The 21,116-nt window shown below is 60.9% G+C and carries 12 protein-coding genes and 1 pseudogene; 9 read left to right on the top strand and 4 right to left on the bottom strand.

Going from position 1 to position 21,116, the window contains the following annotated elements:
* Positions 1-269 precede the first annotated feature (269 nt).
* The 3 genes from LG385_RS01965 to LG385_RS01955 are packed head-to-tail and all read right to left on the bottom strand — an operon-like array spanning position 270 to position 13,153.
* The gene (locus LG385_RS01965; RefSeq protein ID WP_225771987.1) at positions 270-785 is read right to left on the bottom strand and encodes a hypothetical protein; all 516 of its coding nucleotides are present in this window, start codon (positions 783-785) and stop codon (positions 270-272) included.
* On the bottom strand, positions 782-11,383 hold the full coding sequence (locus LG385_RS01960) for a hemagglutinin repeat-containing protein (protein WP_225771985.1): 10,602 nt from the start codon (positions 11,381-11,383) through the stop codon (positions 782-784). Before LG385_RS01960 ends, LG385_RS01965 begins: the two co-directional genes overlap by 4 nt.
* 21 nt (positions 11,384-11,404) lie before the next feature.
* The gene (locus tag LG385_RS01955; protein WP_413247301.1) at positions 11,405-13,153 is read right to left on the bottom strand and encodes a ShlB/FhaC/HecB family hemolysin secretion/activation protein; all 1,749 of its coding nucleotides are present in this window, start codon (positions 13,151-13,153) and stop codon (positions 11,405-11,407) included.
* 304 nt (positions 13,154-13,457) lie between these two features.
* On the opposite strand from LG385_RS01955, the gene LG385_RS01950 reads away from it, so the two are divergent.
* The 8 genes and pseudogenes from LG385_RS01950 (at position 13,458) to LG385_RS01915 (ending at position 19,531) form a co-directional block, all read left to right on the top strand.
* A complete protein-coding gene (locus LG385_RS01950; protein ID WP_181115242.1) occupies positions 13,458-14,198 on the top strand; it encodes an SDR family NAD(P)-dependent oxidoreductase in 741 nt (246 codons plus the stop codon).
* 5 nt (positions 14,199-14,203) lie between these two features.
* Positions 14,204-15,400 carry a hypothetical protein gene (locus LG385_RS01945; protein ID WP_225771982.1) on the top strand — a complete coding sequence of 399 codons (1,197 nt, stop codon included), beginning with the start codon at positions 14,204-14,206 and terminating at the stop codon, positions 15,398-15,400.
* Positions 15,400-16,638 carry a hypothetical protein gene (locus LG385_RS01940; protein ID WP_225771980.1) on the top strand — a complete coding sequence of 413 codons (1,239 nt, stop codon included), beginning with the start codon at positions 15,400-15,402 and terminating at the stop codon, positions 16,636-16,638. Before LG385_RS01945 ends, LG385_RS01940 begins: the two co-directional genes overlap by 1 nt.
* A 1-nt stretch (position 16,639) precedes the next feature.
* Positions 16,640-17,356, top strand: a complete 717-nt coding sequence (locus tag LG385_RS01935) for a 2OG-Fe(II) oxygenase (RefSeq protein ID WP_225771978.1) — start codon at positions 16,640-16,642, stop codon at positions 17,354-17,356.
* A gap of 55 nt (positions 17,357-17,411) precedes the next feature.
* Entirely contained in the window at positions 17,412-18,323 is a 912-nt protein-coding gene (locus LG385_RS01930; RefSeq protein WP_181119509.1) for a DMT family transporter, read from the top strand.
* 53 nt (positions 18,324-18,376) lie between these two features.
* Positions 18,377-18,544, top strand: a pseudogene (locus tag LG385_RS25600) (hypothetical protein); the annotation flags it as partial.
* A gap of 14 nt (positions 18,545-18,558) precedes the next feature.
* On the top strand, positions 18,559-19,170 hold the full coding sequence (locus LG385_RS01920) for a class I SAM-dependent methyltransferase (RefSeq protein ID WP_225771976.1): 612 nt from the start codon (positions 18,559-18,561) through the stop codon (positions 19,168-19,170).
* 25 nt (positions 19,171-19,195) lie between these two features.
* On the top strand, positions 19,196-19,531 hold the full coding sequence (locus tag LG385_RS01915) for a hypothetical protein (RefSeq protein ID WP_181119507.1): 336 nt from the start codon (positions 19,196-19,198) through the stop codon (positions 19,529-19,531).
* A 10-nt stretch (positions 19,532-19,541) separates the two neighbouring features.
* On the opposite strand, the gene LG385_RS01910 is transcribed toward LG385_RS01915, so the two are convergent.
* Positions 19,542-20,957: a PLP-dependent aminotransferase family protein gene (locus tag LG385_RS01910; RefSeq protein WP_181115258.1), complete on the bottom strand. Its 1,416-nt coding sequence runs from the start codon at positions 20,955-20,957 to the stop codon at positions 19,542-19,544.
* On the opposite strand from LG385_RS01910, the gene LG385_RS01905 reads away from it, so the two are divergent.
* Positions 20,956-21,102: a hypothetical protein gene (locus tag LG385_RS01905; RefSeq protein WP_225771974.1), complete on the top strand. Its 147-nt coding sequence runs from the start codon at positions 20,956-20,958 to the stop codon at positions 21,100-21,102. The two genes, LG385_RS01910 and LG385_RS01905, sit on opposite strands and share 2 nt — an antisense overlap.
* The last annotated feature ends 14 nt before the right edge of the window (positions 21,103-21,116 follow it).

Below are 21,116 nucleotides of genomic sequence, written 5' to 3'. Positions count from 1 at the left end.
ATTTAGTCGCGCTGTTTGCATAGTTATCCACAATATCGAGAAAGCCATGCGCAACGGAGTCGATGAAAACTCTTGGATGGCGTAAGGATCATTGGGCCTCTCTAGCTCTGATTAAAACAGGTAGTGGTTATCCATCAACCCTAATAAAACTTGTTTATCTAGAATCTGATCTACTTTATTTCCGCGACCTTGATACTTTGTATAATACCCAATACGTTTTTCGACTAAGACATCATTTGATAGCGCTTTGCCTTGCTTTTGCACCTATATCACAAAGCTTTTAGCTGCTTAACTATTTTTCTGGCCGAATGACGTATTTGCTGAGTCTCTCCAGCTTTACTCAACACCTCTAACTCCGCTTCTAAATCATTAGATCTCTGGACGAATAAAGCCCATTTTAATGCCAAGCCAGACCAGTACTCACTCTGACTTTTAAGACCTTCTAGAACAATATTCTCAAATGGAAATAAATCTATGAATACCTCGGAAAGCCCATAAACCTTAAGCCCTTCAATCATCTTGCAGCGAACGACTTCAGGGAGATCCTCCAATACTGGTAGAAAAAATACATACTCATTGTGTCCGACTGCCTGAACACCAGATTCTGTCGATCTAGCCCAAAGCCCTTGGGAAGTAAGCCCCAAATTAAAACGCCCCCCACACAATTTTGCTACAGGAAACCAACTCAAATTAGCCCCTTCAGAATTGTGCTCAATATATTTTCCCCATGGGGCATCTAGCTTACCGAGTTCCATCAATAGCTTTTTTTTCAGTTCATCCATCATCTAGATATCCCCGGGGTATGGGTAACATCCACGCCATGGCTGCTCATAAAGGACTTGAACTGCTCACGAAGCTCGGGAGTCCAGTTCATCCCATAATGTCCGCTCCACTCATAGGTTCGAAGAATTCCATTTTCCTTCCAAATCCCACCGCCAACGATAGAGTCAGATGAAGGGATTTTTCCAGCATCCAATATCCCATCATGCCCAAATTGATTTCGCCCCATAATGAATCGTTGACTAGCCGGATCGTAAATGAAATCAATAGGTTTTGAATTACTCAACCCTTGTACAGCTTTGGAGGAAGAATATGCATCACTGACTTCTAAGAAGCCCTTCGCTGGCCCGCTGCCATTTGCTGCAGCTTTTGCACCTATTCGCGGTGTCCCACCCAGCATGCTAGCAATGAGTGAAGCGACAATACCTGATTGAGTTTCAGTCAGTCCATACTGCTTCTGCAGTTGCAGCGACACTGTACCTGTTGCGACGACCCCATCAACCTCCGACTGCTGAAGGAAAAGCACCCCCATGTCGTATGCCATCTTGGGGGAAACGCCTTCTTTTTCAATACTTTCTATCGCTTTTTTAACGGCCATGCTGTTGGCAAGCACATCGCCGTATTTTTCCTTGCAAATCTCCGGATTGGCATTGCAGTCGCTGATCAATTGAAGCTGCTGGGCGGTGCTCAGTGCCTCGTACTTTTTGATGACGAGATCGCAGTCGTTTCTGCCTTCGCAGCCCTTCATATCCGCCGCCCAAGCGTAAATCTGAGGAGGGCTCAGGTTGTTGTTCTCAACGGCGATCTGACCCGCCTGGGCGCCAGCTATCCCGGCGGCTGCGTCTCCGCCCACCAAGCCGCCGACCAGACCCGCTGCAAGTGTCGAGAGCATGGAAACGATCTGCCGCTCACCCTCTGTTAGGTCTTGATGATTGGTGTTCGGGTACAAGGCGGCAGCGATCAACTCACCGACCCCGGCGCCCGCCGCGCCTGCCGCGGGTGAGTTACCTTGTGCCTTGGCGACCACCGCCCCGAGTACGGCTTGCGCCATGATCCGGGCTTCGTCGTTATCACCCGCCAATTGCTTGATGGTGTTAGCCAGATAAGGCGCCGCTGCACCGCTGATGGCCGCCTGCAGGTTACCGCCAGCCAAACCCTGAACCGCTGCGGTAACAGCCTGGGCAGCGCGTTGCAAGCTGCTTCCTGTCCCGTACTGCTGCATGGCGGTGTTGCCCGCTTTCGCGGCGATCTCATCCGCGGTGGGTGCGTTATTACCGCCCTTGACCAGGGCCTGGCGCGCAGCCTCCAGTGCCACCGGGTCTTTCCGCGCATTAGCCGCTTCGATAGCGCCCTGCGTGCGAATCACGTCCATCACCTGATTGCCGATGTCGGCGATCTGCTGGACTTGTTGCAGGCGCTGCTGTTCTTTCTCCTTATCGAAAATGGGGCTCAGCGCATTGGCAGCGTGTGCCACATCGGTGTTGAGCGTTGCGACATTCTGGGTTTGCTGCGCCGGTTTGGTGAGTAGCAGGGCACCAGGCGATACCGCAGCATGGGTAGTGCTGCTGTCGTGGCCGCTGTGGTTCGCGGCCGCGAGCAGGGTACTGGCCGTGTTGCCGGCGAACTGGCTGCCGAGTGATCCGCCGCTGCCGAGGCTTACGCTTTGGTGTTGGGCTGTGAAATCCGCCTGATTGTGCAGGTTGGTCCAGCCGAGTGTGCCTGTGGTCAGGCTGTTCTTGTCGCTGCTGGCGGTGCTGCCAATCACGGCGCCGTTAAGTTGCGTGTGGTTGGCCACAGTGACCTGATAGCCGCTTTTCCCGGCAAACAAGCCGGTCTGCTCCTGCACACTGTCGAAGGTGGACTTCAAGCGGTCCTGGGCAAGGCTGATGTTGCCGCTCACGTTCATGGTGCCGAAGGTGAAGCCCAAGCCCCCGCTGACGTTCTGTTGCCGCGAGGCGTAGTCATTGCTGTCTTGCGAGCTGCTCAGCAGCAAATCTCGGCCAGCGTTTACGACTACCTGGTCGGCGGATACCTGGGCGCCTTCCAGGGCGGTGTCCCGGCCGCTGTTCAGGCTGGCCTGGCGACCCGCGTCCAGGGTGGTCTCGTTCCAGCTGACGCCATTGCCTTTTTCTGTCCCTCTGCCTGCATTGGCGTTAGCGAATACGGTAATGCCAGCGCGATCGGTACCTCCCCCTATCGATGCACCAATACTGCCGCCGCCACTGCTGTTTTTGCCGCTGAGCGTTTGCGTGTCCGCAGACGCAAGTAGCAGGACGTCACGCTTCGCATCCAGCGAAATATCGCGCCCTACTTTCACTTGCGTGCCTTGCAGCAGGATATCCCCGCCAGCCCCCTGATTGCCCGTGGCGGTAATGGCCACATCGCGCCCGGCGGTCAACGTCCCCGCTTGGTTGGTCGTCTGCTTCTGAAGCTGCTGGGATTGGGAATGCTGCGAGCCCAGCGAAAGGCTGACGCCCCAATAGCTGCCGTCTCCGCCGATGGCGCCGTTGGCATCGGCCAATTGAGCCGCCTGCCAGGCCTGGTAGCTGCTAAGGCCCGCCTTGATGCCCTGCAACGCATTCAGGCGGCTATCGCCGGCATCCTGCTTGCGAGCCGTATTGACGTCCTGAACCGCGTTATTGAGAGCGCTACCTACCTTCCCCGACAACGCCAAAGTCAGACCACTCGAACGGCTTTTCTGCGTTTGCTCGAAGGTCGATTGGCTGGGGGCAGCAATAACGCTGACATTGCGGCCCGTCAGGCTGATGTCATTCCCCGCTACCAGTTCCGAGCCACGTACAACGACGTCTTTGCCGGCGATAACGCTTACATCACCCAAAACGCTGCCTACCGTGCTTGGCTTCTGGGTTTCGCCGGTGCTGGTTTGGGTAATCTGGTTTAGCGAGTTGCCAAGGGTGACGCCAATGCCCCCGGTGCCCATCAGGCCGGAACGCTTGACGCTCTTGCTGTGCTGAGTGTCTTGCGCTTCGGTGGCGGCATCAATCAACACGTTGCCCGTAGCCGCCAGCGTCGTTTGCTGGGTCGAGACGATACTGCTGCCCTCGACACTCAGGTCTCGCCCGGCCCGGATGGAGGTGGTATCACCGCTGAAGGTAGAGCTCTGCGCAACGGTTTGCTGGCTGGCATCACGTTGTACCTTTGCTGAACCTGAGAGTACGCCCTGTTTGCTTTTGCTTACGCCTTGCGCTTGGGAATAGGCACTCTGCGCGGCCGCGATTGTTACATCTCGCCCAGCTGTAACCCGCAGAGCCCCATTGGTGCTGGTAACCGTCGCGCCCTGGGCGTTTATGTCTTGCACCGCGCCGACCGTCACAGCGCCGGCCGCCTCGATCGTCGAGCCTTCGGCTACAGACGCCGAACTTTCGCGTACGGTAGTCTTGCTACTGCTGCTGAACGTGCCACTGTGTTTCTTGGTCTTTTGGTAGTAGCTGTAGTCCTCGTTTTGAGCACTCAGCAGCTCGATGTTATTACCGGCATAGACATAGGCTTCTTCACCTGCTTCGATCTTGCTCGCTACGAGGGTCAGGTCTTGACCGGCACTGGCGGCGACATTGCCACCCGCTTTCACCGTGCTTGCCACCTGGCTCACATGGTCTTCCTCCGCCGTGACCTTTTTGCTCTTGGAAAACGAGTGCTCTTCATCCGCCGCCGAGCTGATCGCGAGATTCCCGGTTGCCGCTAGCGCAATATCGCGCTTGGCCTCCAGCTGGCTGGCAATAACGTTGAGGTCGCGCCCGGCTTGTACGCTCAGATCACGGCCTGCGGTTACCGTCGAGCCAAGCTGGGTGATGTCGCTGCTGTTGTGTTTGCTGTTGAGGTACAGGCTGTTGGCGACCTCCGTGGACGCGATGTTCACGTCGCGGCCCGCGCTGAGCGTGAGGTCCCGGCCGGTTTGAAGCACGCTGCCAAGGTTGCTGATGTCCCGCCCGGCCGACACGCTCAGGTCATTGGCGGCCTCGATGCGAGCGGCGCTGTCGGCAAAATCGCGTTGTTCGGTCCTGGTGCCAACACCGCTCTGGTGCGTAGTGACAGTGCGCTCGTTAAGCACGTCACCATTGACTGCGCTCACGCTGACGTCTCGCCCGGCAATGATGCCGCCGGCCTTGTTCGTCACATTGTCATCGCCAAGCAGGTCAAGGCGATTGCCGGCTTCCACAAGGCCGCTGTTGACCACATCCGCACCGGCATTGGCGCTGAGGTTGCTGCTGGCCCGAAGGGTTCCTGCGTTGGTCAGGTCTCTACCGGCGATCAAGGTAACGTCGCTGCCTTGAATAAGCGCGCCGTTGGCAGCCAAGCGGTTATTGGCGTTGGCCAGGTACAGTACCGGGACCAATACGTGCTCGCCATTCACCACTGTGTCTTCCATCCACACAATATCGTGCGTGAGCGCTGCCACTTGCTCCGAGGTCAAGCTCACGCCAACTGTGAGGTCGAGAGCCTCCTTGCTGGAAATGGCGTTGTTCATCAGGTACTTGAACTGAGCTTCGTTGGAGGTTTGCCCTTCGAGAAAGGCCTGACCCGTGCGAGCGGTAATGGCCTGCTGGATCAGGCGCTGTTCATAAAGCCCATCCCCCAGGCGCTTGGCGCTCTGGTCCGGGTCGTAGCCTAATCCGGACAATAGGTAGTCCGAGCTCATGAACTGCTTGAGGTCGGTAAGGGCAGGGTTAGTTTCGATCAGGAATTTGTTGGGGTTAGCCTTGGCAGCGCTGCTGGGCACTCCCTGTACTCGGCCGATCCCAGTTGCGGGCGTCGAAAGACTGCTGTCTGCGCCGTCTGATCCCGGCTGCGCCCCGCCCTCGCTCTGCCCGCGCTGAGCGAGGGCGACATTACCGCTACTCATCGACCAGCCTTGAGTTCCGTTTGTAGCTGCAGGAGACTGAGCATTACTGCCTGCTTCGCCGCTCAGGCGGAACAACCCATTTTCACCGGTGGGCAAGCTAAAGCCCGGCAGTGTCAGAGGGTTGACTTGCTGCTGCGCCAGGTCTGGAGCCAATTGCGGGTTAAGGGTGACGACCGTGGCCGTTTGAGTCCCCGGGGCTGTGGTGTCTGTGCGCGTTCCGCTGCCCACATAGTGATAACCCGCACGCACAACACTGTTGTCGACATTGTCCTGCGCCGATACGTGAACCGAACCGCCAGCCTGGATGACCCCGGCGTAACTCTGATCTCCCGAAGACAAGGTGCGAGTGGAATTGAATTGCGTCAGCTCGGCTTCAGTGGAAGCAATGAAGCGGGCAAGAGCGTCCTCGATGCTGTCGAGGTTGTTGATATCGTAGCCACTGCTTTCGTACCAATACTTGTCGGTTACAGCATTCGCCAGGGCCGCGTAGCCCCCCACACTTGAAGTGCGCTGGGTGCGGAAAATACGGTACCGCTCAGTGTCGGAGGTTTGTAACCCAGCGTTCGTAAGATTGTTAAGGTTGGCGGTGAAATCACCACCGGCTGAAATCAGGCTGCTTTGGTTAGACAGGTCACCACCGGTAACCGTAAGGCTGCCCCCTGAGGTGATGGTGGACGCAGCACTGGCGGCGGTCACTTCCAGCTTGTCCCGCAGCACCATCTCCCAAACGTGGTTGCGCTTACCGCTGCAGTCGCCCGCGTTTACTCCTTCGATGCAGGCGATTTCGCTAACCTTGGCCGTGTAGATACCGGCATCGCTGGTGGTCAGGATGGCCCTTACGTTCTGGAGGGTGCTGGCCGCCAGGCTCATTTGTTTGTCGCTTTGAATCGACCCTGAGCTATTGACGATGCTGTCAGCCAGCCCGCCAGCACCGTCGCGATCAACGCTCAGCTTGGCCAGGCTGTACACATCGGCGTAACTGTTTGTGAAAGCTCTAACCCGCAGGGCCATGTCTTGGCCGCTAAAGATCAGGCTGTGGTCGTTGAGCAGCGAATCGGCATTCAATGTGAGCGCGTCAGCAGCGCCGAGAGTGCCCGTATTAATCACGCTCCCCGCCGTGATAAGCAGGGCCTGGGACGAGATCAGGCGCCCCTGATTGCTCAATTCCCCGCTCAGGTTGATACCAGTGAAAGCACCGCCGACAAGGCTGCCCACGCTACTCAGGTTCAGCTGCGCGGCGGTGAGGTCGAGGCTGCCCAAGCTACTCAGGCGGCCGCCCCCCGCATAGGTACCGCTCAGGTTCAGGCTTAGCGTTCCGTCGCTGGCCAGCACCCCATCATTCACCCAAGCCGCTCCGGTGCCTATTAATGCATCGGTAGCAAGTAGTTGCCCGGCGGCTGTTTGGGTAAATGTCCCTACGTTCACATTCAGGGTGCCCGCCTGGATTACAGAGCTGTTAGTCCAGTTGTCCGCGTTCAGGGTCAAGGCGCCACGGGTCACCAGGCTACCGCCTGCATTCATGACGTTAGCGGTAGACAAGCCGAAGTTACCGCTGCCTACGTGAAGGATTGTGCCGCCCGTGTTGAGCAGCCCGCCTGCAGCCAGTGCAAGGTCTGTGTTAGCTGTTTCCAGCGTGCCGTTGCGGTTATCGAACATGCCGCCAATGTTGAACTGGCTGATGCCAGCCACGCCAAGGGCACGCAGCTTGCCGGTCTGGTTATCAAGGTTGTCGGCAGTGATGCTGACCGTAGAGCCACTCTCGATAATACCGAAACGGTTGTTCAGCGCGCCGGTAAGGCTGAGGGCGATCTGCCAGCCCGCGATCTGGCCATCGTTGTCACCGCTATTGTCGAAGTTGTTGCCGGTCACACTCACCCGCTGCGCAGCATAGAGGCTACCGTTGCGGTTATCGAAGCTGCCAGTCCCGGTGTCGATCAGCGCGTTTGCGGTTTGCGCGGCGATCCGCCCACCATAGTTGTCGATGCCCGCCAGTGCGCGGAGGTCGAGCCCTTTGGCTTGGATAAGTCCGCCGTGGCGGTCCAGGTCATAGCCGTTCTTCAGCACTCCAGTAATTCGGGCGCTGAAAGTATTGCTCAAGCTTGAGAGCACACCGCCGCGGTTATTCAGGTTGCGTGCCGCCACCGATAAGGCACCGTCCTGGGCAATTACCCTTCCTGCCTGGGTATCAATATCGCCGTTTACCAGGAGGTTCAGCGCGCCCTGGCTCTGCAGAACGCCCTGAGCGTTCCCAAGGCTGGCTGCGGTGAGATCCAGAGTGGCGTTTTTGCTATACATCAGCCCGTCGTGGCTGTTGTCCACCATACCGGTGGCGGTGATACGAAGCGCGCTATTGGCGGCAACGGTGCCGCCATTACTGTTATCCAGGGCGCCAGTGAAAAGGTTAAGCAACCCTTGGCTAACAAACTGCCCACCCTGGTTGATCACTTCACCGGCGTGCTGAAGCGACAGGTCACCCTTGCTGGAGAGCTTGCCGCTGTTATTGCTAAGGGTGCCTAGAAGGTCGAAGGTAATATCGCCATTGCCAGCAATGCTACCGGCGCTGTTATTCAGGTTAGTGCCGGTGATGCCTAACGCCTGCTGCGCGTTCAAGGTGCCTGCGTTGTTGTTCAGGTTTGCGGCAGCAATGGCCAGCGCCGCCCCGCTGTCGATCAGGCCATCCTCGCTATTGTCCAGTACGCCAAGGACGTTCAAGGATTGGGCGGCTGCGCTCGAGAGGATGCCACCGCGGTTATCAAGATGCGCGGCGGTCACACTCAACGCCTTCTGGCTTACCAGCGCGCCGGCATTGCCATTAAGCAAATCACCGCTCACGGTCACGCTCACGTCGCCGTTACGGCTAGACAGCGTGCCCCCGTCACGGTTATCCAGGGTACCCGCCTTGACGGCTAGCCCCTCCCAACCTGATATCAGCCCACCTTGGTCAAGCAGCTCAGTCGCATCGAGGGCGAGTTGGCGGTTGCTTACCAACTTCCCGCTATTGTTGTTCAGAGTTCTTCCGGTTAGGCCAAAACGCTCACTGCTGGAGATTTCCCCTGCCTGGTTATCCAAATCTCGCAGTTGAGAAATGTTCAGCCCAGCCTTGGCGCTTATCAGGCCGTTGCGGTTGCTCAGGTCGCCGCCGTTGAGCGTAAGGTTCACCGCGCTCTCGCCCAGCAAACGGCCGCCATTTTGAGTGAGCCCCCCGAGCGACAGGGTGATATCCCCACTGGCTGACACTTCGCCACCGTTGCTCGAATCGAGGCTGCCGGCGGTCAGCTCTATAGCCCCCGGGGTGTTGATAAGGCCGCCTCGGTTCGACAGCAGCCCGTCCACATTGAGCTGGAGGGGCCCGCGACTGATAAGCGTACCCCCGCTGTTATCGACCGAACCGGCGGTAGTGGAAAGGCTGGCCGCAGCGATCATTCCCTCCAGGTTGGTGAGAGAGTGGGCCACACTCAGGCCGAGCGACTGATTGCTCAGTAGCTTGCCGCCGCTGTTATCCACGCTTTGAGCGGCGAGGGCGAAGCTTTGGGCGCTGGAGATTTCGCCGTTCTGGTTATTCACCACGGCAAGATTGTTCAGTACCAGCGCGCCAGGAGTGTTGATCAAACCGCGAGTGTTGTTCAGCTCGCCATGGTTCAGGTCCAGCGTGAGCCCCGCCTTACTGAATAGGGTGCCGCCTTGCTGGTTCAGCCCGCTTACGCTGGCGGTCAGGTTGCCATCACTGCCAATCATGCCGCCGTCGCGGTTTATAACCTGCGCAGCGGTCAATTGCAGGCCTGCACCGCTGTTCAGCTGCCCCCCATGGCTGTTGTCGAAGCCGCCGGTTTGCAGCCCTACGGGGCCCTTGGCGCTGACCATGCCGCCTTGACTGTTGTCGAGGCTTGCGCTGCGCAGGTTCAGTCCTCCATCGCTTACCAGGTTACCGCCCTGGTTGAGTATTCCAGTGGCGGTGTCGATGGCCAAAGTTTCAGCGCTGGACACGCTACCGCTGTAGTTGCTGAGCGAGCCCGCGCGTATAGACAAAGTCCCTTCGCTGCTAACTAAACCCTGGTCGTTAAGCAATGCACCGCTCAGCCCCAGGTCTACCGTGCGGTCGCTGATCACCCGGCCGGCCGTGTTATCGACATTTCCGGCCGTAATCAGCAATGCGCCGCCTGCGTCCACTGTGCCCCGGTTGTTGAGCAAGCTTGTATCGGCGTTGACCGTCAGGCCTTCGCCACTGCCGAGCAAGCCGCCCCGGTTGTCCAGTGCCTGCGCCACCAGCGCAGCAGCACCCAGGGCCTGGACGCGACCGCTGTTGCTGTTGTCGATGTCGCCGCTGACGCTGACGCCCAGGTCACCATCAGTTACCAGGTTGCCGCCACGGTTATTGATACTGCCCGAGCGCACCTGCAACGATTGGCCGGCTCCCACGGTTCCGCCCTGGTTATCAAGGCGGCCGCCAACGTTTATATCCAAGGCATTACCGGCCCTTAGCTGGCCGTTACCGTTATCCAGGCTCTGGCCCGCGCTGGCGGTCAGCCCGCGGCTCGCGATTACGGTGCCACTGTTGCGCACATCGCGCCCGCTGAGGGCGATGTCGCCGTTGCCGTTGCGGCTGTTGTCCGGGTTCACGCCTGCTTCAACGATGCCGCCGTTGGTGAGCTGGCCGCCGCTGGCCAACGTGATGCTGTCGCGCGCGGCGGTGTTGCCCTGGAGGTTCATGTCGCCACGGGTGCTGGCCGTAAGCGAGGTGCCGGCATACACCGGCCCGGTGCTTTCCAGGCTGGCAGCCTTCACGTTCACCCCACCACTGGCCGCCACCTGAGCAATGTTCAACTGCCCGTTGGCGTCGATCTGGATATCACCTGCGCTCGCTGCCAAATCACCGGCAAGGCGTACGCCTACCCCCGCTTCGGTCCCCACCAGCTTGATCGCACCGGCGTACATGCCGCCTAGCGCCGAGCTGTCGATGGCTACGCTGGGCTTTGCGCTGCCGTCGTCGGCACGGGCGGTGGCGTTGAGGGTTTGCGCGTCGACGTCGTTGCGCCCAGCCACGATGGCCAGTTGTTTGGCATTGATCTGTGCGTTGATCTGGGCAGCGCGGGTGATGATTTCGAACTGGTCGACAGTGCTGGCATCCAGGCCGTTGCCGTCGATGCTTACGTTGCCGCCATCAACCTGCAAATGGTCCAGCTGGCCATTGGCGCCCAACACCGGCTTGCCGGTGGTGAGCGTAGCCCGCGGCGTATTGATAAAGCCGCACCCATTGCAGCTGATGCCGTAGGGGTTGGCCACGATCACCCGGGCCGCCTGGCCGGCTACCTCGGTATAACCTTGCAGTTGGGTGGCGTTGGCGCCGGTCACTTCGTTGAGGATGGTGCTGGCCGCGTTGCCCTTGAGGTTCGGGTTGCCAACGATAATGCCGCCCAGCTGGGTGCTTTGGGTGCGGCCGGTGGCGTTGTTGAGGATTACCCCCTCGGCGCCCACGTTGTACTGCTGGTACTGGTTATGGGACAGGCCAGTGGCATTGGGCGCAGCAATGTTGACGATAGGTACGCCATTACCTGCCTGCCCGAGAGTGGTGTTAGTACCGCCGCTTACCGCGATGCCTTGGGCCTGGGCCCAGAACGGCTGCCAGAACAGCGCATTGACCAGAAGCAGCGCGATGCCGCGTTTGGGCATACCCCAGAAGGTGGGGCGGTCCACGAGGCGGGCAGAGGGCTGGCGCACGAGGAAGTTGAAATAGCGAACGTCCATGTCAGGGCTCTCGTGGATGCGTCAGAGGAAAAGGTCGAGGCGGAAGTAGATCGGCGATTCACGCTCGATCAGCCCGGCAGGGCGTTCCAGGGAATGGGCGAATGTCACCGACGCGGCCACATGCTGGCCCCGGGCGAACACTTCGAAGGCATTGCTGGTCAGGCGCCCGTGCACATCGCCGTTGTAGCGATCGTTGCGGATCGCGCCTTGGTCGTAGCCTGCCGCTGCGCCGTATTCACTGAAGGCCGGGCGCAGCCAATCAAGAGTGACCGGGCGGGTGAGGCGCAGCTCGTTGCGCCAGTAGCCGCCGCTGTCTCCAGACAGAAACTGATCCTTGTAGCCGCGTAAGGAGGCCGAACCACCCAGGCTCATCCGCTGCGGGCTGAACAACACGTCTTCGCTGCGCTGGCCGGTGGCCAGGCTGGTAAAGGCGAAGCGCTCGCCCCACAGCTGAAACGGCTGCAGGTAGCTCAGGGTGCCGGTGTACTTGCGGTAGCGGGCGTCGGCCTCGCCGGGGCCGGGGTGGTTATTGTCCTGCGCGCCGAAGGCACCGATGCCCTGTTGCATGCCAAGGTCAACGTTCACGAAAGCCGAGCCGATGCGGCGGCCATGGTTGAGGCCATATTGCACCTCGCTGAGGCGGTTGCTGCTCAACGCCAGGCGGCTGTCTTCGATGTAGTTGTTACTGCGCAGGTGGGACACGCCTACGTTCAGCGATGTCTTGCTAACCGCATCGCGGTAGATCACTCGCTCGGCCCGGAGCTGGTGGGTGCTGCTGTCGCCGGTTTGCTTGAAATTGAAACCATTGGCCTGGGCCTGGGAGCGGTAGTCGCTCTCGCTGTAGCTATAGCTGAACGTCCACCAGCCCCAAGGAAGGCTGTAGCCGAGCAAGGTGTTGTGCGAGCCATGGGCGTGATCGCTGACGGCATCGTGACCGCCGCGCAGGGTAAGTTGGTCAGCCAGGCCCAAGGGGTTATCCCATTCCAGGCCGGCGCCCCACTGCTGCTCGCCAGTGCCGGATTGCCCGTCGTTGCTACGGGACAGGCTGGCGCGCCACGGCTTTTGCGCGGTGTTTTTCACCAACACGTCGCTGCCACCTACGGCCTGCCCTGGGGTCAGCTCCATCTGCGCCTGGTTGGATGGCAGGCGATTGAGCTGATCGACCATCTGTTCGATCTCGCGCAGGTTCAGCCGCGCGCCCTGTTCGCCCGGAAACGCCATGGACAGCTGGCGGTCGGTGAGCCCGCTGTCAGCGCCTGGCTTGAGGTTTTCCAGCTTGCCTTCGATCACCAACACCTGCAGCTGGCCCTTGGAAAGGTCTTGCTGGGGCAGGTAGGCGCGGCTGGTGACCAGCCCCTTCTCCAGGTAAAGGTTGGTAATGGCTTTCAGTAATTCGTTGAGCCGGGCAACGCCCAGGCACTGCTTCAGGTAAGGCGCCTGCAGGCGTGCACGCTCGCTCTCGGTAAGGGCGTCTGCACCCTTGAGCTCGATCGTATCAATGGGAAAACAACGGCTATCGGCGGGGGCACTCGAGGTTTGTGGCTCAGCCTGTTTGCCGGGCAAGGTTTTGAGCTCTTCGAGCCGGCGCTGCTGTTCCTCGAGCAGCCGTTGCTGGCGGTCACGAAGCAGGTCCTGCTCCCCGGGCGTGGGCGCTGCGCAGGTGAAGGAGGAAGTGGTTAACAATGCTGAAGCGGTAAGCCAACCGAGCAGCGTGATGCGAGGAGCGAAGCGAGCCACAAAACCGTCCCGATGATGCCTTGGTGATATCATTTGTAAGAAAGTGTAAATAGTTCAATTTTTGACGTCAATTTTATACTGATGAATGGATCCACCGATTGCCGCCCCTGAAGCTATCGGTAGCACCTCCATTCCCTTGAGCCCTCTTTAAGCCACCCACCCCCTCGCCACTGTCATGGTCCGCCAACAGTACAGTTCGGCCCCGCTTCGCCTCACCGTACCGGTACGGCCCGTCCCGCTTCTCGTAGCCTGAATGCGTTGTCCCGGTGCTGAAGTACCTCTCCTGTCGGTTTGCCCCCGGGTTGTCCCCCGCAATCGCGATACGCAAGGAGTTCCAATGGTGACTGAGGATACGGTTGTGGTAACCGGCGCCACGGCCGGGGTGGGCCTGGCCTGCACCCGGCTGCTGATCGAGCGTGGCAGCAAGGTGATTGGCATCGGCCGGCGCGAGGCGCGGCTGGCGGCACTGCAACAGGAGCTGGGGCCGCAGTTTCTGCCGCTGCCGTGCGACCTGCGCGATGCCGATGAAGTGAATGGCTTGTTGCTGGACCTTCCGCCGCCATTCCAGGCGGTAACTACCTTGATCAACAACGCCGGGCTGCTACAGGGCCGCGGGCCGTTGCTGGACGTAACCCCTGCCCAGATCACCACCATGGTGGAGACCAATATCGCCGCGTTGGTGAACGTGACCCATACCCTCCTCCCCAAGCTGATCGAAAGCGGGCGTGGGCACATCGTGAACCTCAGCTCCATCGCCGCCAGCCACCACTACATCGGCGGCCATGTGTACGCGGCGAGCAAGGCCTTCGTGGAGCATTTCAGCCGCTGCCTTCGCGCTGAGCTGGTGGGTGCCAGGGTGCGGATGACGAACGTGGCGCCTGGCAAAACCCGCTCCGAGTTCGCCTTGGTGCAGCACGACGGCGACCAGGCCCGGGCGGATCAGGTGTACAGCACCCTTACCCCGCTGGAACCCGAGGATGTTGCGCGTTCGGTGTTGTGGGCGCTGGCCCAGCCGCTGCACGTGAACATCAGCCATATCGAGCTGGTGCCCGCTGACCAATCGCTGTCCTACCGGTGACCGCCATGAACGCCCTTGCCCACTATTACGTGCGTAACAAACTCACCAACAAGCTGATCAGCAAACGCGTGCTGTCACCGATTTCCCGCTCGCTGCCGCCGCCGGCCGACCTGGTGAAAGCCCTGAGCATCGAGGCCGAAGTGGCCGAGCTGCTGGCGGTGTTCAACCAGTACCAGGCCCACGACGACGAGCAGGTCGGCCTGCCGCGCTACATGCCGTTCTACCGGTTCATCCAGTCCAAATTCCCCGGTTTCCAGTGGCAGGAGCGCACGCATGAGGGCCGTAGAACGCTGGTGCTGGACAAGCCTTACATCAACCAGAGCCGGCCATCGCTGCTCAACCTGTTGCTGTGCGCGGTGAACGACAACACCACCACCACGCCTGCGATGAAAGTGCGCTACCCCGCCACCCAGGCGTTGCCGGATGGGCTGGTGCAAGACCTGGAACTGGCCTTTGAAGCCTTGTCGTTCGCGCAACCGGCGCCGCACTTCATGGCGCGCTTCGCTGACGCCTTGCTGCGCGGGCTGGCCGGCGAAACCGTGACGCTGATATCGCCGGTGTGCCCGGATTACGGCTACGAGGCGAAGAACGGGCGCTTCCGTTACACCTTCGAGCAACTGGGCGAAGGCATCGGCCTGGTGGCCGGCCGCGTGGTGAAAACCCTGCCCGTGATTCGACAGGTGCTGGAGAAGCACGGCATTCGTACCCAGCTGGCCGTCGCGTCAGGGGACTTCGAAGGCTTCGACCCGGGCACGCTCGCCCGGCTGAAAGAAACCCGCGAGGGCTTCGCCCGCAAGCTGCGCATCAGCCAGGGCAAGGTCCTCGAACAGTTGGGCGCTGATACTGAAACCCTGTTCATCGCCGAAGCAGCCGGGGGCGAGGCGGCCTGGAACGCGCTCACCGCCGATGCCTGCGCACGGCTGGCCGCCGGTGATAACGGCCATATAGTGGAGGGGGACCTCGACTACGGCTCCATCTTCAATGCTCGCCTGCCGCTGTATCAGGCCTGGCACCAGCACCGCAGCAACGATCAATTGATGCAGGTGCTGTACTCCCAGGGCGCGGAGTATGCCGCAATGGGCCAGGTGTTCGCCCGGCAGTGGGAGAACCCCATCGTGATCGGCGCCGATCACAACCGCATGCAACCGTTCTACTGGCTGTACACGCCGATCCCGGTGCTGTACCTCACCCGGGTGTACTGATGAACGCCCCTCACGCGCCGGGGCGCGTACTTCATAGCCAGCACGGGCCCGCCGAGGACATCCGCGCCAGCTACACCCATCTGCCCTGCCAGCCCTTCTGGACCTGGCTCACTGGCAAGGGGCTGCCGCTCACCGATGGCGAGCTAAAGGCGGCCCAGGCGGACCACAGCGAAGGTTTTCTGCTGGCGCACCTGGCGTTCACCTGGGCGGTAATCGGCGGGCTGGTGGTGCTGGGGCACTACATATTGGCGGGCAGTTTCGGTGTGGCGGGTGGCGCGGTGTTGCTGGGCGTGGGCTGGCTGCTGATGGTGAATCGCTTGCGCAGCATGCAGGCGACCTTCCATTACCTCACCCATGGCGCGGTACTCAAGGATCGCCAGCGGGCACGGCGGTATGCCCGCTGGTTGCTCACCACACCTTTGCTGTACCCCGACTGGGATACCTACAACCGTACCCATGTGCGCGAGCACCACAATATCCATGTGCTGTGCACTGACGTAGACCCCGATCAGGTGTTCATTCAGCGCCAGGGGTTTTACCCCGGCATGCCTGAACGGGCGTACTGGTGGCGGGTATGCACCACGCCCTTCAGCCCCCGCTACCTGCTGCGCCAGTGGCACGACGCGCTGCTGGATACCTTCGTGCGCCCCGCGCCCGCCGAGCGCCAAACCGCTTGGGTGTTCTGGGCAGCGGCACTGAGCCTGCTGTGGGCGGCGGATGGCCTGGGGGCCTTTGCCCTGATGTACTTGGCGGCGCGGGCCGTCTGGTTCGAGCACGCCATGTGGCTCCAGCTGTTCACCGAGCACTTGTGGTTTTACCCGCGCCAATCAGGCCGCGATGACAAAACCCATTACGGCAGGCTTACCTGGGGCCGCTTTCAGGGGCGCCGCCCGCCACGTCAGGGGCTGTGGGCGAAATGCCTGTGGGCCGTGCAGTGCCTGGTGTGCGACGTGCCGGTGCGCTTGTATGTGTACCCCCAGGATTTGCCCAACCACGACTGCCATCACCGACGACCGAACGTGCATTACCGGCACATCGCCAACTACCGCGCCACGGTAGAGCGCGCGGCCTCCGCCTACGGCCCTTTTCTTGAAGTGTGGGGCTTTACCGCCGGGCTGCGGGTGATCCGCGATCACCTGTGCCGCGGCGTTCACGAACCCTTTGCAGCTCACCCAACGGCCTCGGCCGTCAGCGCCACTACCGCCCCGTGTTCGCGGGTCGACATTCAAGGAGCATGACATGCAAGACGCTATCCGTACCGCCCAGCAAGACCTGCCAGCCACTGCCTGCGCCGCGTTTGCCGCTGACGAAGTATTAGTGGCCGAGCATGACCTGGCGCAGGCGATCGACACCGCCAAGCATCAACTTGACACCTACGCTTATGCGTCCTTGAAAGCCTCGCTGCTGTTCACTGAAGACGAGCTGCGCTACATGGACGACGCTTGCCAGGTGATCCCCAAGACCATCATCGAAATCGGCGACGTGGGCGAAGAAAACTTCCTGTCCGTGGGGCGCTTCATGGAGGACCAGAAAGGCCAGCTGCCGGTGTACCGCAACGATCCTTATGGGCGCCAGGTAGTGGACATCCTCTCCTCAGGCAAGGCGCGGGCGTTCTTCGACGGGGTGATGGAAAACACCTGCTACATCCGCCGCTGCCAGGCCAACACGCTGGAAGCCGGCAACTTCATCGGCAAGCACATCGACACCTACAGCAACCTGGAATACCGCTATTCAGTGGTAATTCAGTTCGGCAAGCAGTACGACGGGGGTGAGTTCTTCGTGGAGTACCAGGGGGGGGAACTGGAAACCAAGACCGGCTACGCCGATGTGCTGATCAACCGCTGCGAGATCCCTCATGGGGTGCGCAAGGTAGAGAGCGGCAAACGCTCTTCGCTGGTGTTTTTCCTCAGCACCAGCCCGCTGCACAAGCCCAACCTGCACAACAAGCAGATCTGAGAAAACCGCGCGGCGCCTCAACGCGCCGCGCCGCCGTAGACAAGGAAACCACAGCATGACGCAAGCCAACGTAGCGAACCTTCCACATACCCAGCCCGAGGCCAAGAACCAGGACGTGCAGGCGTACCTGCTGGGCCTGATTTCCGTGGCGGCCTTCGCCATGACACTGCCCGCGGCGAAGATGCTCACGGGCGAACTGAGCGCCGTGCAGGTAGGGATATTCCGCTCGGTGCTGGCGGCCTTCGCTGCGATCCCTTTCCTGGTGATCGGCCGGGCGCGGCTGCCCAACCGTTCCCAGATCAAACGCATGCTGCTTACCTCCACCGGGATCGTGTATGGCTTCCCGATCCTCACAGCGCTGGGCATGCATTACGTGCCGGTGAGCCATGGCGGCGTGGTATTGGCCGCGCTGCCGCTGTCCACGGCGATCTTCGGCACGCTGATCACCGGCACCCGGCCCTCCAAGGCCTTCTGGGTGGTGTCGTGCCTGGGCTTCCTGGTGGTGATGAGCTACACGGTGTTCATGACCGGCGCCTCGGACCTGTACCTGGGTGACCTTGCCCTGCTGGGCGCGGTAGTGCTGGCCGGGTTCGGCTATGCCCAGGGCGGCGCGCTGTCCAAGGAACTGCCGGGCTGGCAGGTCATGTGCTGGACCCTGGTGATCAGCCTGCCGGTACTGCTGCCCGCCAGCCTGTGGCTGTACGACGGCGATACCCTTTCCCACCTCAGTGGCCAGGGCCTTGGCGCGCTGCTGTTCCTGGCGCTGATCAACTCGTTGCTGGGCTTCTTCTCCTGGAACCGCGCCCTGGCATTGGGCGGCATCCAGCGCATCAGCCAGCTACAACTGCTTCAACCTTTCTTCACCTTCGGCTTCTCGATCTTCCTGATGGGCGAAGCCTGGAACTGGCTGACACCGGTGGTGTGCGCGGCGGTCATCGTGCTGGTGTGGCAGGCCAAGCGCTGCTGATCCCACCCGGCGGCCGGGCGTTGCCGGGCCGCCCCACTTCGCGGGAGATCACTATGTCATCCGTCAGCTTTTTCAGGCCTACCTCGGAATTACAGCAGTGGGATGCCGACCAGTATCACGTGAACGCGCGTTTCGTCGCGCACTTGGCCAGCGACGCGCTCGACCTGCTGGCGGTACAGCCGGGCGAGCGGGTGCTGGACATCGGCTGTGGCGACGGCTACCTCTCCGAGCGATTGTGCCGCGCGGGCGCGGAGCTGGTGGGTTTCGATTACAGCCCGAACTGGTCGCCGCCGCCCGGGCGCGTGGGCTGGATGTGCGCCTGGGGAACGCCGAGCGGCTGTATTTTCATCGGGAATTCGACGCGGTGTTCAGCAATGCCGCGCTGGAATGGATGCGCTTGGCCGATCGTGTGGCGCTGGGGGCTTTTGAAGCGCTCAAGCCTGGCGGGCGCTTCGTGGGCGAATTTGCCGGCGCTCATAATATTGCCAGCATCCGCCTGGCCGTGAACAAGGCGCTGATACGCCGGGGGATCAACCCCGAGGACGTGGACCCGTGGTACCTGCCCACAGCGGGCGAATACCAGCATGTCTTGGAAAATGCAGGTTTTCAGCTTAGCTACATCAGCTGGTACGAGCGGCCAATAGTGATCGACTACCCCCTCGGCGAATGGCTGGAAACCTTTGCCAGCCCCTACCTCACCGTGTTGCCGGTAGAGGGCCGGCCGAGCTTCATCGCCGAAATCACCGAGGAGCTGGCCGCTACGCTGCAAAGGCCGGATGGCCGCTGGACGGTGGATTACACCCTGCTGCGCTTTCGCGCAGTGAAACCCTTGCGCCCGGCGGGCTGATTGCTGCTCAACAGGAGCTTACGAAATGACACTCAAAACCACGGGCCTGGAGCTCAAGACCTTCTACACCGACCCAACCCTGTGGAATGGCCGTGATGGCCAGCCACTGTACTGGATCGACGACATCGGGCTGGTGGTGAACGACGGCGATGTGCTGGACAACGCCGACATCCCTACCTTGGCCGACACTGACCATATCGATATCCTCAGTGGCTTTGTGTATGCGTATGAGCACCTGGGAGAGGTGGCAACCCTGGAGGATTACTTCCAGATGTGGCGCAACGGCCTGGGCCGCAGTGCCGCGCCGGATCGGCGATACCGCGCGGCGGTGGGGTTGCAGGGCAGCCTGCTGGGCGGGTAACCGTTACTGCCTACGATTCCACTGCCCGGGCGATGGCCAGCTGCGCGCGAATGAACGCCTTGAACTGCGGGTCGTTGCAGTAGGTGACATTGAAACGCAGGTGCTGGTCGTACTGCCGGCCGTTGCTGAACAACGAGCCAGGCGCCAGGAAAATCCGCGCGTCGTGGGCCTGCTCGATCAGCCGGCGCAGGTCGATGTAGTCCGGCATGCGCCCCCAGAGGAAAATCCCGTCGGCGCTGTGATCATCGAAGGTAACCCCCGCCGCGCTGAGCCACTCCCTCGCCGTGGCCCTGGCCTGCATCACCCGCTGCGCCAACGTATCGAGGTGGTGCTGGTAGCGCCCGGATTGCAGGGTATCGGTCACAATGGTTTCGTCGATGGCCGAGCCGCACAGCAGGCTGGACATTTTCTCTTCCACCAGCCGCTCCACGAACGGCAGCGGCGCCACCGCATAGCCCAGGCGCAGCGCGGGGCTGAGCACCTTGCTGAAACCACCCAGGTAGAAACTGCGGGTAAAGCCATCGAGGCTGGCCAGGCGAAGGGTTTGCTGGGACGAGAGCGAGCCGTACACGTCGTCCTCTACCACGTGGAAATCATACTTTTCGGCCAGCGACAGAATCTTGTAGCCCTTGGCCGGCGATGTGCTGCCGCCCGTGGGGTTGTGCACCAGTGTCTGGGTAAGGAACAGCCGCGGCCGATAGCGCGCCACCATGGTTTCGAACACCGCCATGTCCGGCCCGTCATTGAGCCTGGGCACAGTGATGATGTTAAAGTCCCGCTGCTTGATCAGCTTGAGCTGCAGCAACAGGTAGCTGGGGTCTTCCACCAGCAAGTAATCGCCCTCCTGGAGCATCAGCTTGCGGATCATGGAAAAGGCGTGAGTGGCGCCCATGGTGACCACAATCTGCTGGCTGCTGGCGGCAATGTGCACCTCTCGCAACTTGCGCGAGATGGCCTGGCGCAGGTCCTGGCTGCCTGCCGCTGGGGCCGGCACGCTGCATGACAGCGCATTGCGGATCAGCCGGCCGGTGACCGAAGGCGGAACGGCATCGGCCAGCCACGCAGGCGGCAGATAGCCGGAGCTTACCGGCAAGTCATAGAGGGAAGGGTCCAGCGCGCGGTAAAGAAAACCACCATGCAAGCTGCTGGGCACCACGGCCTCGTCACTGTCACTGGCCGCGCTGGCCTGCTTCACCGGCAGTACGAAATAACCCGCGCCAGGGCGCGATTCCACCACGTGCTGTGCAACGAGGTCTTCATAAGCGCTGGTGACTGTAAATATGCTTACGCCCAGCTGGCGCGACAGGGCACGCACGGAGGGCAAGCGAGCGCCCTGCACCCACTGGAACGCCTCGATGCGCTCAAGCACGCCGCGGCGAATCTGGTCCACGAGCAGCACTTTGCTGTTGCGGTCGATCTGGAACATGTCCCTATCCTCGCTGGATGCCCAGCGGCTGCCGCGCGATGGCAGCTTCCCTGTGAAGCCTGTCCACAATGCCGCGCCAGACGTATTGGAGCAGCAAAACCGCCAGGGCGCCAGCCCCGTTCACGCGGCGCCTGCCGACGTATAGCCCCTTGACGGAAC

This window comes from Pseudomonas sp. Marseille-Q5115, from assembly GCF_916618905.1.
GTDB lineage: Bacteria > Pseudomonadota > Gammaproteobacteria > Pseudomonadales > Pseudomonadaceae > Aquipseudomonas > Aquipseudomonas japonica_A.
Note: the sequence above shows the minus strand (reverse complement) of the source record. Positions and strands in the feature narration are given on the sequence as shown.

Excerpts from the sequence above, each read along its gene's own strand:
- LG385_RS01965 (WP_225771987.1), bottom strand. The coding sequence starts at position 785 with ATGATGGATGAACTGAAAAAAAAGCTATTGATGGAACTCGGTAAGCTA.
- LG385_RS01960 (WP_225771985.1), bottom strand. The coding sequence starts at position 11,383 with ATGGACGTTCGCTATTTCAACTTCCTCGTGCGCCAGCCCTCTGCCCGC.
- LG385_RS01955 (WP_413247301.1), bottom strand. The coding sequence starts at position 13,153 with ATGATATCACCAAGGCATCATCGGGACGGTTTTGTGGCTCGCTTCGCT.
- LG385_RS01950 (WP_181115242.1), top strand. The coding sequence starts at position 13,458 with ATGGTGACTGAGGATACGGTTGTGGTAACCGGCGCCACGGCCGGGGTG.
- LG385_RS01945 (WP_225771982.1), top strand. The coding sequence starts at position 14,204 with ATGAACGCCCTTGCCCACTATTACGTGCGTAACAAACTCACCAACAAG.
- LG385_RS01940 (WP_225771980.1), top strand. The coding sequence starts at position 15,400 with ATGAACGCCCCTCACGCGCCGGGGCGCGTACTTCATAGCCAGCACGGG.
- LG385_RS01935 (WP_225771978.1), top strand. The coding sequence starts at position 16,640 with ATGCAAGACGCTATCCGTACCGCCCAGCAAGACCTGCCAGCCACTGCC.
- LG385_RS01930 (WP_181119509.1), top strand. The coding sequence starts at position 17,412 with ATGACGCAAGCCAACGTAGCGAACCTTCCACATACCCAGCCCGAGGCC.
- LG385_RS01915 (WP_181119507.1), top strand. The coding sequence starts at position 19,196 with ATGACACTCAAAACCACGGGCCTGGAGCTCAAGACCTTCTACACCGAC.
- LG385_RS01905 (WP_225771974.1), top strand. The coding sequence starts at position 20,956 with ATGTCCCTATCCTCGCTGGATGCCCAGCGGCTGCCGCGCGATGGCAGC.
- LG385_RS01910 (WP_181115258.1), bottom strand. The coding sequence starts at position 20,957 with ATGTTCCAGATCGACCGCAACAGCAAAGTGCTGCTCGTGGACCAGATT.